Source organism: Marinobacter sp., from assembly GCF_041690455.1.
GTDB lineage: Bacteria > Pseudomonadota > Gammaproteobacteria > Pseudomonadales > Oleiphilaceae > Marinobacter.
In genome coordinates this window covers 61,154-75,520 of record NZ_JAWLHI010000009.1, presented here as the reverse complement: position 1 = coordinate 75,520, position 14,367 = coordinate 61,154, and the positions used below count along the sequence as shown (strand labels likewise).

The following is a 14,367-nucleotide window of genomic DNA, read 5'->3' as shown; positions in this document are numbered from 1 at the left end:
AACCATTTTCTTCAAAGCTTTCAAGCAGTTACTCCTTCGGGCCGCCGCTGCGTCAGTGGCTTGTCCCTCAGAAGTGGTGCGCATTCTACAGCCCTCAGGGAAACTGTCAACGACCAATTTCGGTTTATTTTCCCGGGCTTCGGTTTCCACCTATTCGACCGGTCAAACGCCGATCAGTTCGTTCAAAAACTATACTAAAAGCGCACCACTCAGCCAATACCCGGAGGAACGCAATTCTCCCGTGTGAAAATCAGACCTCTACCTTTACAGCAGCGGCAGCATTACGAGCCTTCGCCCTTGCCTCTTCTATCGACTCTCCCCGGGCCAATGCCACCCCCATCCGACGCCTTCCTTTAAGCTCGGGCTTACCGAACAGGCGCAACTGGGTATCCGGCTCAGTCAAAGCAGATTGCAAATCAGTATATGCCACCTCCCCGGAATCACCTTCCGGGAGAATGACCGCCGACGCGCTCGGGCCATTCTGGCGGATGGCAGGAATCGGCAGACCAAGAATCGCTCGAGCGTGAAGCGCGAACTCCGACAAGTCCTGGCAAACCAGCGTTACCAGACCGGTATCGTGCGGACGCGGTGACACTTCGGAGAACCAGACGTCGTCTCCCTTAACAAACAGCTCGACACCATATATGCCGTAACCTCCGAGATCTTCAACCACCGCGGCGGCGATCTCACGGGAACGCTCCAGCGCCCTGGCCGACATTGGCTGGGGTTGCCAGGACTCCCGGTAGTCGCCGTCCTCCTGGCGATGGCCAATCGGCTCGCAGAAGGAGACCCCATCCCGATGACGTACGGTCAGCAGGGTGATCTCATAGTCGAAGTCCACAAAACCCTCAACAATCACCCGCCCCTTGCCGGCGCGTCCCCCGCTTTGCGCGTACTCCCAGGCTGCCTCGATATCACCCTCGGCCTTGACCGTACTCTGCCCTTTACCGGAGGAGCTCATCACCGGCTTGACCACCAGGGGCAAACCAACCTCCCCTACAGCCGCCAGGTACTCTTCCTTGTTACCGGCAAAACGGTAGGGAGACGTGGACAGGCCGAGCTCTTCTGCCGCCAGCCGACGGATTCCTTCCCGGTTCATGGTCAGGTTCACGGCCCGGGCTGTCGGGATAACCCGGTAACCCTCTTCCTCCAGCTTCACCAGCTCCGGAGTGGCGATCGCCTCGATTTCCGGAACAATGAGGTCCGGCTTCTCCTGCTCGATTACCGAACGCAGCGCCGCAGCATCAAGCATATCGATCACATGGGAACGATGAGCAACCTGCATCGCCGGCGCGTTGGCATAGCGATCAACCGCAATCACTTCCACGCCATAGCGCTGCAACTCGATGACCACTTCCTTGCCAAGTTCACCGGAGCCGCAGAACAGCACCTTGAAGGCATTACTCTTTAAAGGGGTACCGATACGTACCGAGTTGTTATCTGTCATGTCAGAGGGCCACCTTTTGTTCTCTCTTTGCCACCTCGCGCAGGACTTCCCTTCGTTCGTCATTACTCATCTGGGTCCAGCGCAGGATTTCATCTCCGGTACGATGACATCCGATACAGACATCGTTCTCGTCCAGGGCACACACGCTCACGCAGGGTGAGCGGACTTTATCGGATACATTCATTTATCGGGGTCGCAGGCTGTCAGTTGTTGAATGTAGCGGGCACCATTCTCGACGTAATGGGCGGCGCTCATCTCCAGCATTTTCTTCTGGTTGTCGTTCAGCTCACGTTTGATCTTGCCGGGAGAGCCGACCACCATGGAGCCGTCCGGGATCTCCATACCCTCCGGAATCAGGGTATTGGCACCGATCAGGCAATGCTTGCCGATTTTGGCACCGTTCAGCACAACGGCGTTGATTCCGATCAGAGAATAGTCGCCGATCTCGCATCCGTGAAGCATCACCTTGTGGCCAACCGTCACCCCACGCCCGAGGGTCAGAGGAATCCCGGGATCGGTATGAAGCACCGAGCCATCCTGAACATTGGTTTCCGGGCCGATGGTGATCAGTTCGTTGTCACCGCGGATAACCACGTTGTACCAGACACTGCTCTTTTCCATCAGCTTGACGTTGCCGATCACGGTCGCATTGTGGGCAACAAACTGGCTGTCGCCTTCCAGCTTCGGCCTGCGATCTCCAAGCTCGTAAAACATGTCAGCCTCCTTCAGGGGGTTCCAGCAAATCAATCCGGGCATCGTACACCGCGTTCAGGAAGTCAACCAGAACCACGGCGGAAAGCCCCCAAATCTGGAAACGCTCCCAGCGATAGCAGGGAACATAGAAAGTATTGTTGAGAAAACTGAGTGCATCGGTGCGTTCCCGGCGGTCTTCCAGGAAAAACGACAGGGGAACCCGAAATACACATTCTATTTCCGCCGGGTTGGGTTCGAGAGAGTGATCAGCGGGCACCACCCCAACGTAGGGAGTCACCAGGATGCCATAGCGGGACATGACCTGGCTCAGCGGGGCGATCACCTCCACCTGGTCCGGCGGCAGACCGATTTCCTCGTGGGTTTCCCGCAGCGCCGTCGCCGCGAGGGACGGATCTCCGGGATCCCGCTTGCCACCCGGATAGGCCACCTGCCCCCGATGGGTGCTCAGGTTGGCGGAACGGAGCGTAAATACCATTTCCGGGTTGCGGGGATCATCGGTAATCGGCACCAGGATCCCGGCTTCGGGATAATCAAGGGCGAGCTGCTGTGGAGCATAACCAGCCAGTCGCTCGGTGAGGAAATCTCGCAAATCTGGTCTCCCGGGAACTTCTTTCTGTTAGGTGAGACAGCAGCAGTCGGTATCGTTAAACTGACTACCAAAACCAATTCAGTATACGGGGAAAATCATGAAGTACTGCAGCACATGCGGCCATCCGGTGGAACAACGCATCCCCGAAGGCGATAACCGGCACCGCTATGTCTGTGTCAGCTGCGAGACCATACATTACCAGAACCCGCGGATTATCGCCGGCACGGTTCCGGTGTGGGAAGGCAGAATTCTGCTGTGCAAACGCGCCATCGAACCGAGGTACGGGTACTGGACCCTTCCCGCCGGATTCATGGAGAACGCCGAAACCACCATTGAGGCCGCAGCGCGAGAAACCCGTGAAGAGGCGCTGGCCGAAGTGGATATCCATGGCCTGTTCTCCATCATTGATGTGCCCCACATCAACCAGGTGCACATGTTTTACCGGGCCACCCTTATCGAGGGACGGTTTGGCGCCGGGGAGGAATCCCTGGAGTCGAAATTGTTTGAGGTAGAGGACATCCCCTGGGATGAAATCTCTTTCCCGACCGTCCGTAAAACCCTGGAACTGTTCCTCGAAGACATGAAGACAGAAAACTACCAGGTTCACCTCAAGGACATCCGGCGCCCGATGTCGGCCAAAAGCAAGGCCTGATCAGAAATCCTCGATTCGGAAGATCTCATAGGCAGGCTCCTCATAGGGATGAGCCTGCTTGAGCGCCTTCAGCGCGTCATGAATCAGACTGTCCTCGCATACCAGCTCCACCTTGAACTCATCCACCACCTCTACTTCCCCCTGCGAGCCAAGATAGGGATCACTCCCTTCCAGGGGGCGGAACTGACCCTGCCCCCGGCACTGCCAGGCACAACTGTCGTAGTCGCCGATTCGTCCTGCCCCGGCAGTGAATAATGCCTGCTTGGTTTGCTCAAGGTGAGATTCCGGAACGAAATAACACATCTTGTACATGAAACCTCCTGCAAGATCGGATATTTTTTGTACAGATTAATAGCTTAGAAACTTACCCACAGAATCTGTGGATAACTCTGGGGAAAGTTTTTGGGAACATGCCCCGAACCCCCATGATTACTGGACTCCACTCAAATTGGCGACAAAATGGCCCAACCAATAAATTCGTTATATTTCAGTAGGTTATAATATCCGGCCAATTATTGAACCAATTTCCCGGGTTTTGTGCACAGATCACACAACGAAGCACCAGGAGTGTGCATAAAATTATTGAGTCAAGGGGATTTTTGCAAAATCCGGGACATTTTTTCCTTGATAACCGCTCTGAAAAGGAGCATAGGCCAAAACAAAAAAGCCGGCGCCGGAAAGTACTCCCAGGGAGCATCTCCAACACCGGCTTCCGGTTCAGTATCGTTTACCCGAACCAGCGCCTTGCATTACGGAACATCCGCAGCCAGGGACCATCTTCCTGCCAGCCTTCCGGACGCCAGGAATGCTGAACGGCACGGAAGACCCGCTCCGGGTGCGGCATCATGATGGTGACGCGTCCATCGCGGGTGGTAACGCCGGTGATACCTTCCTCGGAGCCATTCGGGTTGTATGGATAACGGGTGGTTACCTGGCCCCGGTTATCGACGTAGCGCAAGGCCACCAGTTCGTTCTCGGACAATGCCGCGGCAGACGCACCGGAGGCGAACTCGACCCGGCCCTCACCATGGGCGACGGCGATCGGCATCCGGGAACCGGCCATACCGTCCAGGAACGCGGAGGGTGAGGAGGCAACCTCAACCATCACCAACCGGGCCTCGAACTGTTCGGACTGGTTACGCACGAAGCGCGGCCAGCCCTCACTGCCCGGAATCAGCTCGTGAAGATTGGACAGCATCTGGCAGCCGTTACAGACGCCCAGCGCGAGCGTATCCTGGCGGTTGAAGAAATGGGCGAACTGATCCCGGACCCGATCGCTGAACAGGATGGACTTGGCCCAACCCTCGCCGGCCCCCAGGACATCACCATAGGAAAAACCACCACAAGCGACCAGGCTGTTGAATCGGTCCAGGGTCACGCGCCCGGCGAGCAGGTCACTCATGTGCACATCAACCGCCTCAAAACCGGCACGGTCGAAGGCAGCCGCCATCTCCACCTGGCCGTTCACGCCTTGCTCGCGCATGACCGCGACTTTCGGGCGTGCACCGGTATTGATATAAGGCGCAGCAACGTCTTCGTTGATGTCAAAGTTCAGATCAACGTGCAGACCCGGGTCTTCCGCATCCAGCAGGTTATCGAATTCCTCCTGCGCGCAGTCGGCGTTATCCCTGAGGGACTGGATCCGGTAGCTGGTCTCCGCCCACAGGCGCTGGAGCTCAACCCGCGGCTCGTCCACCACCTTATCGCCCTCGAAGCTCAGGCGCAGGCGATCGTCATTATTCAGGGTGCCGATCACACTGGTGTGATCGCCAAGCCCGGCACCGGAGAACTGCTGGAGTACAAACCCTGTGTCTTCACGGCGAACCTGGATGACCGCACCCAGTTCCTCGTTGAACAGCTCTCGGGCGAACTGGGAGGTATCTTCCGCCAGGCCATCCAGCTTGATATCCACACCGGTACGGCCGGCAAAACACATTTCCGCCAGGGTGACGAACAGGCCGCCATCGGAACGGTCGTGATAGGCGAGCAGCTTGCCATCCGCGTTCAGGCCCTGAATGACTGCGAAGAACGCCTTGATGTCTTCCGGGTCATCCAGATCCGGCGCCACCGCTCCCACATGGCGATACACCTGCGCCAGGGCGGAGCCGCCAAGGCGGTTCTGGCCGGCGGCGAGATCCACCAGGATCAGGTCGGTTTCGCCGGCATCGGTGGCCAGCTCAGGCGTCAGGGTACGGGCAACGTCGGTCACCGGTGCGAAACCGCTGATGATCAGGGAAAGCGGTGCGGTCACACTCTTCTGCTCACCGCTCTCCTCTTCCCAGGTGGTCTTCATGGACATGGAGTCCTTGCCAACCGGGATGGTGATACCCAGCGCCGGGCACAGCTCCATGCCCACCGCACGCACGGTTTCATACAGGTTTTCGTCCTCACCCGGGTGGCCTGCTGCGGCCATCCAGTTCGCGGACAAGCGAATATCGGACAGATTGGCAATCGGCGCCGCGGCCAGGTTGGTGATCACCTCGCCCACCGCCATACGGCCGGATGCAGGCGCATCAATGACTGCAACCGGAGTGCGTTCGCCCATGGCCATGGCTTCGCCGGTGCGTACGTCGAAGGAACTCGCGGTTACCGCAACATCGCTCACCGGCACCTGCCAGGGACCAACCATCTGATCGCGGGCCACCAGGCCGGTAATGGTCCGGTCACCAATGGTGATCAGGAAGCTCTTGGAGCCTACAGACGGCAGGCGGAGCACCCGGCGGATGGCATCGTTCACATCGATTTTGGTGGAATCGAAAATCGGCTTGGTGAACGAGGAGCGGCTGACGCTCCGGTGCATACGGGGCGGCTTGCCGAACAAGACTTCCATCGGCAGGTCCACAGGCTTGTCGTCAAAATACGAATCGCCAAGTTCCAGGTGATGCTCTTCGGTGGCCTCGCCAATGACGGCGTAAGGGCAACGCTCGCGACGACACAGTGCGTCGAACAGATCCAGGTTTTCCGGCGCAACCGCCATCACGTAACGTTCCTGGGACTCGTTGCACCAGATCTCCAGCGGGGACATGCCCGGCTCATCACTGGGAATGTCACGGAGCTCGAATTTGCCGCCACGGCCACCGTCCTTGACCAGCTCAGGCATGGCGTTGGAGAGACCGCCGGCGCCGACATCGTGGATGAAGCAGATTGGGTTTTTGTCACCCATCTGCCAGCAGCGATCAATCACCTCCTGGCAGCGGCGCTCCATTTCCGGGTTGTCCCGCTGTACCGAGGCGAAATCCAGGTTCTCGTTACTGGAGCCGGAATCCATGGACGAGGCAGCACCACCGCCCAGGCCGATCAGCATCGACGGGCCACCCAGCACGATCAGCTTGGCGCCAACCGGAATATTGCCTTTCTCCACATGCTGCTCACGAATATTGCCGAGACCGCCGGCAATCATGATCGGCTTGTGGTAACCGCGCACTTCCTCACCGGCCGGACCCGGCACCTTCTCCTCGAAGGTGCGGAAATAGCCGGCCAGGTTCGGGCGGCCGAACTCGTTGTTGAACGAGGCACCGCCAATCGGACCCTCGATCATGATATCCAGCGCCGAGGCGATCCGGTCCGGCTTGCCGTAGCCAATCTCCCAGGGCTGGGGGTCGTCCGGCAGGTTCAGGTTGGACACGGTGAACCCGGTCAGACCTGCCTTCGGCTTGGAGCCACGACCGGTGGCGCCCTCGTCACGGATCTCGCCGCCGGAGCCGGTGGCAGAACCCGCCGCCGGCGCGATGGCCGTCGGGTGGTTATGGGTTTCTACCTTCATCAGGATGTGGATGTCTTCCTCGTTGTAACCGTAGACACCGGTCTCGGGATCCGGGAAGAAACGGCCGCCACGGCTGCCACGGATAACGGATGCGTTGTCCTTGTAGGCGGACAGCACACCCTCGCTGTTCATCTCATAAGTGTTACGGATCATCGCAAACAGCGACTTTTCCTGACCTTCGCCATCGATATCCCAGGACGCATTGAAGATCTTGTGACGACAATGCTCGGAATTGGCCTGGGCGAACATCATCAACTCAACGTCGGTCGGGTCACGCTGTAGATCGGTGAAAGATTTCACCAGGTAATCAATCTCGTCATCCGCCAGCGCAAGCCCCAGATCCCGGTTGGCTTTGACCAGGGCATCACGGCCACCTGCCAGAACCGGTACGCGGCCCAGAGTACGCGGCTCTTCGTGGCTGAACAGCAGTTCAGCACCGCCCATTTCATGGAAAACCTTCTGGGTCATCCGGTCGTGCAGCAACGCAGCGATCTTTTCACGCTGGTCCAGGCCAAGTTTCTTCGTGGCCCGGATGTAATAGGCGACGCCCCGTTCGATACGATGGATTTGGCGCAGTCCGCAGTTGCGGGCGATGTCTGTCGCCTTGCTCGACCAGGGAGACAGGGTGCCGGGTCTCGGTACTACCAGGAACAGAACACCATCCGGCTCCTCGACCGGAACACTGGGGCCATAGACCAGAAGGCGGTCGAGAATGGCCTGCTCGGAATCGGAGAGGTCAAATTCCAGGTCCACGAAGTGCATGAACTCTGCATAGACGTGTTTGACTTCAGGAACAATCTCCTGAAGTCGGGCATGCAGTTTGCGGGAGCGGAAAGGCGAAAGCGCGGGTGCGCCGCGAAGTTCAAGCATGATATCAACCTGTATCGCGCGAAAAGAGGAAGTCCGGTGCTATTTGAAAGGCCGCAATGATACTTGAAAGCGCACCGAGGTTACAGCGCCGCTGCGGTTATTCCGGACTGTAAAATTGACATTATTTTGCACATTAATTGAGCAACTTTATTGACCATCCGTGGCGAGGCGGGGATCATGGTTAGCGTGGCAATGGACGCTACGCACAGCATGACAAAGGAATACGCTCGGGTTTCATGAGCGTATCTGGCTGATACAGCTGCAACGGAGACCAGGGATTTGTCCAGATTTTTCAATCACCTCGGCGCCTTCCCGGCGCATTTTGTGTTTCTGTTAGGAGCCTCCCTGGCTCTGACGGGATGCTCGCGCCCGAGTACCGTCCAGGAAGTCCAGAACGAAGGTGTTCTTCACGTTATTACCCGGGTTGCTCCGTCCATGTATTTCGAAGGGCGCGAAGGGGCAACCGGCTATGACTACGAGCTCGTGAAGCGGTTCGCTGACGAGATCGGTGTCGAACTGAAGGTCCGCGTTGCCGAGGACAACACGGAAATCCTGTCGGTGCTGGAGCGCAACTTTGCCCACATCGGCATGGCCGGCGTGTCTCTGCAGCCGGACTTCGAGGACAAGTACGAGGCCATTCCCACCGGGATCCAGGCCCAGTCCGTGGTGGTTTATCACCGGGACATGGAGCACCCGGAATCCCTGGAAGCCCTCGCCGGGCAAACCCTCCATCTTGTTGCCGACAGCGATCACGAAGACCTGCTGGAAGCCTCGGCTGCAGATGCGGACATTTCCTGGGAGGTTCATCCGGGCCTGGATGCGCCGGGCGTTCTGGCGCGAGTCGAGAGTGGCGAGTTCCCGTTCGCCGTGGTGTCCTCCAACGAGCTGGAGCTCAACCACGTTTTCTACCCGCACGTAAACGAGGCTTTCGGCCTTGGCGAACCCAGGGAACTGGTATGGCTGTTTCCGAAGAAGCAGGACGGGACTCTAGCGCAGGCTGCCGGCGAGTTTCTCCAGCGCCTGGAAAATGACGGCGTACTGGCACAGTTGTCCGAGCGCTTCTACGGGCACCTGGACCGGCTGAACTACGTGGGTGCCCGGACCTTCATGCACCATGTGGAAAACCGGCTGCCGAAATACGAAAAACTGTTCCGGAACTATGCCAGGGACTTCAGTATGGACTGGCGCCTGCTCGCAGCCATCGGCTACCAGGAGTCACACTGGCGGCCGAACGCGGTCTCACCGACCGGTGTCCGCGGCCTGATGATGCTGACCCGCAACACCGCAAGCTACGTTGGCATCAACAACCGGCTGGACGCGGAGGAAAGCATTCACGGCGGTGCCAAATACTTCCAGATGGTCCACGACAAGATACCGGAGAGGATACCCGAACCGGACCGGACCTGGTTTGCACTGGCCTCATACAATGTCGGCTTTGGCCACCTGGAAGATGCACGACGGCTGACCGAGAGCGCCGGCAAGGACCCGGACCGCTGGATGGACGTCAAGGAATTCCTGCCGCTGCTGGCCCAGAAGGAGTATTACACCAAGACACGATACGGCTTTGCCCGCGGCCAGGAACCGGTGATCTATGTGCAGAATATCCGCCGCTACTACGACGTGCTGGCCAGGGTGATAACGCCGGCGCCCCCCGCGAAACCGGAAGAACCACAGATCGTGGGAATCGAGCCCGAGAGAGGTTCCGCAGATTCCGGCAGCACCCCGAAAGAGCCGGCCACCTCCGCGCTCAGGGCCAGCCTGCCCAAAGAACTGGGGCTGATCCCACCCACTCTCTGAGGCTTGTGGCGAGTCAGTCCTCCGGGAATTCCCGGGCCTCCAGGGCCCTTTCAACCTGGGAGGCCGAGAACCCGCGGCGATTAAGGAATCTGGCCTGTCTCACCTTGGTATCCCAGTCGTCCTCCAGGTCTGACAGGCCGAACCGCCGCTCCCGTAGCTTGATGGCAACCGCACACCAGTCCTCCTCGGTCATGGCATCGAGGCATTCCGGCGTATGGTGAACGCCCCGTTGCTGCAGCTCGCCAAGAATCCTGAGGGGGCCGTAACCGAGATCCATTCTCTGGCGGGAATAGACATCCGCAAACCGGTGGTCATCAAGCCAGCCCTGTTCCTCATATTCGTCCAGCACCTCCTCGATCAGACCATTCTCGAAGCGGCGCTGCCTGAGTTTCAGGGACAACTCCAGACGGCTGTGTTCACGGCGAGCCAGCAATCTCAGGGCGGCCGCCCGTGTTTTGTATCCCTGATCGTCCTGATTTTCCTGTTTTGCCATTCAGACCCTTTCCGCGAACGCACCCAAAACGCTAGACTAGCGACCGATTTTCAAAGCATAGCGCGGCGAGCCTTTGAAAACCTGAACAGAGGCGTCGCGCTGTGCGTGTACCCGGCCCGACAGGGCCGATGGCCGGTGACGGCACACTTTGCCGGACACCGAGGACTGGTTTCAATCCCAAAGGACACCTTCATGGCCGCATTCATCCAGAAACTGTTCAAATCCCGCAAGTCACCAGAGAATGCCAGAAAACCCCGTAAGGAAGTGCCCGAACAGTCCCAGGTACCCCAGGAAGATTTGCGCGCCGACCAGAGGGAGAGCCAGCTCGGATTACTGAAGGGCTCCCCCTCACAGGAGCAGTTGGCAAAACTCGCCCTGGAGGGTGTGACTGCGGATATTCGCCTGTCCGCCGCCAGGGGCCTGACCGACCCCGACCAACTGCAAAAGGTCCAGAAGCAGGCCAAGGGCCGGGACAAGGGTGTCTACCAGACCGTCAAGCAGGCGCTGCAGGCCCACCGCCAGGACATGGAGCGCCAGGAAAACGTTGCCCGCACCATCACCACACTGATCAATAATGCGCAGGAGCAAGCCCGCAGCGAAGACACCAAGCTTTTTCAGGCGCGGCTGGAAGCACTGACCAACCAGTGGAAGGAACTGGAAAGCCAGGCAACTGCGGAACAAGTGCAGCAGTTCCTCGAGGCCACGCATCGTTGCCGTGAGCGCCTGCAGGAAATGGAGGCAGCCCGCGAGGAAGAGAAGCGTCACGAGAACCAATTCCGTCAGCGGAAGGAAACCCTGGAACTGCTCACTGCCACGCTGGAAGATCTCAAATCCGAGGCCGGTGATTCCCTGCCCTCCCTCTCCTCCCTGGACGCACTCCAGAAAACCCAGGAAAACCGCTGGCTTGAAGCCACCCGGGATACCGAAGTGTCCCGGCAGGAACAAAAGACCTACGAGTCGGCGATGCTGGCCCTGAGAAACTACCTGTCGGCCTTGCGCCGGTTGACCCAGGAGCGTGAACGCATCGGCGAGCTCTCGGCGGTACTGGATTCCGAAGAAACGGTCACCCCGGAACAGCAGGACCAGGCCCGGACCCTGATCCGGGAAATCGACTGGCCCGAGGGATTTCCGAAGCCGGCGCTGCTTGAGCCGGTGCACAAACTGGCCGGCAAGCGCACGGAAAGACCTGAGCAGAACGAGGATCAGGCCGAGCAGAAGATCCGTGTCGACAACTTGAAAACCACCCTGGACAAGCTGGAATCGGCTCTGGAAGCCAAGCAGTTCAGGGAATCCCGGCAACTTCTCAAGACCGCACAGAATCAGTTCCGTGACCTGGACCGGCGCCACGCCAAGCCTTTCCAGGCCAGGATGCAGTTGCTCACCGGCCAGTTCCGGGAACTCAGTGACTGGCAGGGTTTTGCCACCGAACCCAAGCAGATTGCCCTGTGCGAGCAGATGGAGTACCTGGCCGAGCAGCCCATGGAGCCGGAGGCGAAGGCCGAACGCATCAAGGAACTACAAACCGAATGGCGGGAGCTGGGCGGCTCCTCCGACCGGGCCCTCTGGACCCGCTTCAAGACCGCCTCCGACCGCGCCTTCGAACCCTGCAAAGCCTATTTCGAAGCAAAGTCCGGACTCAAGCAGGCCAACCTGGAGAAGCGCCAGGCCATTTGCGCCGAGCTGGAGACCTTCCTCGAGAATGCCGACTGGACCACTATCGACTGGAAAGGTGCCGAGCGTATCCACCAGACCGCCCGGCAGGAGTGGAAGGCCGCCTGGCCGGTGGAGTTCCGTGACAACCGTCCAGTGCAGAAGCGGTTCGATGACCTGCTGAAGCGCCTGGAATCGCCTCTTAACGAGGAGCGCCGGAAGAATGAAGCCCTGAAACAGGCCATCGTTGAAAAGGCCGAGGCGCTGATCGGGCATGAGCCGCTGCAGGAAGCCATGAACGAGGCGAAGTCGCTCCAATCCGAGTGGAAAGCCATCGGCATTACCCGTCACCGCGAGGACCGCAAGCTCTGGCAAGCCTTCCGCAAAGCCTGTGACCAGATCTTTGCCCGCCGGGACGCCCAGCGCGATGCCCGCCAGCAGGCGACCGAAACCGCCGACCGGGCAGCCACCGAGCTTCTCGCGCAGCTGGCCGACGTCACCTCTGACAGCTCCGCCGAGGCCCTTCGGGATGCGCTGGCGAAACTCCGGGAAGTGAAAGGCAACAGCCTCTCCCCGGACGTGAAGGACCAGGTTCAGACAGCGCGACTGCAGTTCCAGCAGGCTCTGGACAGCAAGCTTCTTCAGCAGAAGGTCACCCAATGGCAGGAGCTGGTCAGAGCCCGTGGTAACGGTGGTGTGGCTCCGTCCGATCTTCCCGGTCATTGGCAAGGGCTGGCGTCAAACCAGGCCGGGCTATCCGACCGGGAACTGGTGATCCGCGCGGAAATACTGGTAGGCGCGGAATCCCCGGGCGAAGACCAGCAACGCCGGATGGAAATCCAGGTCCAGCGCCTGTCTGAGGGCATGGGCAACACCGAGCAAACCGGTAACCGCCTCGAAGAGCTCGAGAAACTGGTTGCGCAGTGGTGTTTCCAGCCCTCCGACAGCACTCCGGAGTCCGCGCTCTCGGAACGGCTGAACAACGCCCTTTCCGGTGTTACCGGCCAATAAAAAGCCCCCGCGGCGCTGCCGGCCCAGGGTGTCCTGAGCAATTTCGCCAATGGGATTGGCAGCCCGCGTCATTACCCACCCTACCCTGCAGGGGCTATGGTTAGTCGACTGATAACGATAATCCGACAAAATCATCAGAGGAAAGGTAATGACCACCGAGGCGTATATCTTTGACGCAGTCCGCACCCCCCGGGGCCGCGGCAAGAAAGACGGTTCGCTGCACAGCGTCAAACCCATCACCCTGCTGACCTCAATGCTCCGGTCCCTGCAGGAGCGCAACAGCCTCGACACCACCCAGGTGGATGACATCGTCATGGGTTGCGTCACTGCAGTCGGGGACCAGGGCGCCGACATCGCCAAGACCGCAGCACTGGCGGCTGACTGGGACGAAAAAGTAGCAGGCGTCACCCTCAACCGCTTCTGTGCCTCAGGTCTGGAAGCCGTGAACCTGGCCGCCATGAAAGTGCGCTCCGGCTGGGAGGACCTGGTGGTCGCCGGCGGTGTGGAAGCCATGTCCCGCGTACCCATGGGTTCCGACGGCGGCGCCTGGGCCACTGACCCGGAAACCAACCTGCATACCGGCTTCATGCCCCAGGGCATCGGTGCCGACCTGATCGCCACCATTGAAGGCTTCAGCCGGGAAGATGTGGACGGATTTGCCGTCCGGTCCCAGCAAAAAGCGGCCAACGCCTGGGAAAAGGGTTACTTCAGCAAATCCATCATCCCCATCACCGACCAGAACGGCGTGGTCATCCTGGACCGCGACGAACACGTGCGCGGCAACACCACCCTCGAATCCCTGGCCGGCCTCAGGCCCTCCTTCCAGATGATGGGCGAAATGGGCTTTGACGGCGTCGCCCGTGAAAAATACCACTACGTGGAGAAGATCAACCACGTCCACCACGCCGGCAACTCTTCCGGCATCGTGGACGGCGCAACCGCCATGCTCATCGGCAGCGAAGCCAAGGGCAAGGCCCTGAGCCTGACGCCGCGGGCCCGCATGGTCGCCACCGCAGTCACCAGCACCGACCCGACCATCATGCTGACCGGCCCTGCCCCGGCGGCCCGCAAGGCGCTGGAAAAAGCCGGCATGACCGCAGACCAGATTGACCTGTTTGAAGTGAACGAAGCCTTCGCCTCGGTGGTGATGCGCTTCCAGAGAGAACTCTCGGTTCCGGACGAGAAAGTGAACGTGAACGGGGGCGCCATCGCCATGGGCCACCCGCTGGGTGCAACCGGCGCCATCATCCTCGGCACCCTGCTGGATGAGCTGGAACGCCGCGAGCTGCGCTATGGCCTCGCCACCCTCTGTGTCGGTGGCGGCATGGGCATTGCCACCATCATCGAGCGCGTTTGAACCCACGTTCCATAACAGGAGGAC

The 14,367-nt window shown here is 59.6% G+C and carries 12 protein-coding genes; 5 read left to right on the top strand and 7 right to left on the bottom strand.

Annotation, left to right across the window (positions count from 1 at the left end; genetic code table 11):
• Window positions 1-247, top strand: a 247-nt coding sequence (locus ACESMW_RS03650) for a hypothetical protein (RefSeq protein ID WP_372985719.1), incomplete at its 5' end; no start/stop codon positions are given.
• 3 nt (window positions 248-250) lie between these two features.
• Here ACESMW_RS03650 and purT read toward each other — a convergent pair.
• From purT to ACESMW_RS03630, 4 genes are read right to left on the bottom strand one after another with little or no spacing between them, the layout of a single operon-like run.
• Window positions 251-1,447 (bottom strand): formate-dependent phosphoribosylglycinamide formyltransferase, encoded by a 1,197-nt coding sequence (gene purT / locus ACESMW_RS03645; RefSeq protein WP_372985718.1) that lies wholly within the window; start codon window positions 1,445-1,447, stop codon window positions 251-253.
• A 1-nt stretch (window position 1,448) separates the two neighbouring features.
• Window positions 1,449-1,631, bottom strand: coding sequence for a DUF1289 domain-containing protein (locus ACESMW_RS03640; RefSeq protein ID WP_092003996.1), 183 nt, complete (start codon window positions 1,629-1,631; stop codon window positions 1,449-1,451).
• Entirely contained in the window at window positions 1,628-2,161 is a 534-nt protein-coding gene (locus ACESMW_RS03635) for a gamma carbonic anhydrase family protein (protein WP_372985717.1), read from the bottom strand. Before ACESMW_RS03635 ends, ACESMW_RS03640 begins: the two co-directional genes overlap by 4 nt.
• A gap of 1 nt (window position 2,162) precedes the next feature.
• The gene (locus tag ACESMW_RS03630; protein WP_372985716.1) at window positions 2,163-2,750 is read right to left on the bottom strand and encodes an NUDIX hydrolase; all 588 of its coding nucleotides are present in this window, start codon (window positions 2,748-2,750) and stop codon (window positions 2,163-2,165) included.
• Between the two features lie 97 nt (window positions 2,751-2,847).
• Here ACESMW_RS03630 and ACESMW_RS03625 point away from each other — a divergent pair, with 97 nt between their 5' ends.
• Entirely contained in the window at window positions 2,848-3,402 is a 555-nt protein-coding gene (locus ACESMW_RS03625; protein ID WP_372985715.1) for an NUDIX hydrolase, read from the top strand.
• On the opposite strand, the gene ACESMW_RS03620 is transcribed toward ACESMW_RS03625, so the two are convergent.
• Entirely contained in the window at window positions 3,403-3,714 is a 312-nt protein-coding gene (locus tag ACESMW_RS03620; RefSeq protein ID WP_372985714.1) for an NGG1p interacting factor NIF3, read from the bottom strand. It lies immediately after the preceding gene.
• Window positions 3,715-4,129: 415 nt separating this feature from the next.
• On the bottom strand, window positions 4,130-8,035 hold the full coding sequence (purL, locus tag ACESMW_RS03615; RefSeq protein WP_372985713.1) for a phosphoribosylformylglycinamidine synthase: 3,906 nt from the start codon (window positions 8,033-8,035) through the stop codon (window positions 4,130-4,132).
• Between the two features lie 279 nt (window positions 8,036-8,314).
• Here purL and mltF point away from each other — a divergent pair, with 279 nt between their 5' ends.
• Window positions 8,315-9,832 carry a membrane-bound lytic murein transglycosylase MltF gene (mltF, locus tag ACESMW_RS03610; RefSeq protein ID WP_372985712.1) on the top strand — a complete coding sequence of 506 codons (1,518 nt, stop codon included), beginning with the start codon at window positions 8,315-8,317 and terminating at the stop codon, window positions 9,830-9,832.
• Window positions 9,833-9,845: 13 nt separating this feature from the next.
• On the opposite strand, the gene ACESMW_RS03605 is transcribed toward mltF, so the two are convergent.
• A complete protein-coding gene (locus ACESMW_RS03605) occupies window positions 9,846-10,325 on the bottom strand; it encodes a regulatory protein RecX (protein ID WP_372985711.1) in 480 nt (159 codons plus the stop codon).
• Window positions 10,326-10,517: 192 nt separating this feature from the next.
• Here ACESMW_RS03605 and ACESMW_RS03600 point away from each other — a divergent pair, with 192 nt between their 5' ends.
• Together ACESMW_RS03600 and ACESMW_RS03595 are read left to right on the top strand one after the other, a co-directional pair.
• Window positions 10,518-12,986: a DUF349 domain-containing protein gene (locus tag ACESMW_RS03600; RefSeq protein ID WP_372985710.1), complete on the top strand. Its 2,469-nt coding sequence runs from the start codon at window positions 10,518-10,520 to the stop codon at window positions 12,984-12,986.
• A gap of 148 nt (window positions 12,987-13,134) precedes the next feature.
• Window positions 13,135-14,343: an acetyl-CoA C-acetyltransferase gene (locus tag ACESMW_RS03595; protein ID WP_372985709.1), complete on the top strand. Its 1,209-nt coding sequence runs from the start codon at window positions 13,135-13,137 to the stop codon at window positions 14,341-14,343.
• The last annotated feature ends 24 nt before the right edge of the window (window positions 14,344-14,367 follow it).

What these genes read in the sequence shown, in the direction of transcription:
- purT (WP_372985718.1), bottom strand. Translation starts at nt 1,447, where the DNA reads ATGACAGATAACAACTCGGTACGTATCGGTACCCCTTTAAAGAGTAAT.
- ACESMW_RS03640 (WP_092003996.1), bottom strand. Translation starts at nt 1,631, where the DNA reads ATGAATGTATCCGATAAAGTCCGCTCACCCTGCGTGAGCGTGTGTGCC.
- ACESMW_RS03635 (WP_372985717.1), bottom strand. Translation starts at nt 2,161, where the DNA reads ATGTTTTACGAGCTTGGAGATCGCAGGCCGAAGCTGGAAGGCGACAGC.
- ACESMW_RS03625 (WP_372985715.1), top strand. Translation starts at nt 2,848, where the DNA reads ATGAAGTACTGCAGCACATGCGGCCATCCGGTGGAACAACGCATCCCC.
- ACESMW_RS03620 (WP_372985714.1), bottom strand. Translation starts at nt 3,714, where the DNA reads ATGTACAAGATGTGTTATTTCGTTCCGGAATCTCACCTTGAGCAAACC.
- purL (WP_372985713.1), bottom strand. Translation starts at nt 8,035, where the DNA reads ATGCTTGAACTTCGCGGCGCACCCGCGCTTTCGCCTTTCCGCTCCCGC.
- ACESMW_RS03605 (WP_372985711.1), bottom strand. Translation starts at nt 10,325, where the DNA reads ATGGCAAAACAGGAAAATCAGGACGATCAGGGATACAAAACACGGGCG.
- ACESMW_RS03600 (WP_372985710.1), top strand. Translation starts at nt 10,518, where the DNA reads ATGGCCGCATTCATCCAGAAACTGTTCAAATCCCGCAAGTCACCAGAG.
- ACESMW_RS03595 (WP_372985709.1), top strand. Translation starts at nt 13,135, where the DNA reads ATGACCACCGAGGCGTATATCTTTGACGCAGTCCGCACCCCCCGGGGC.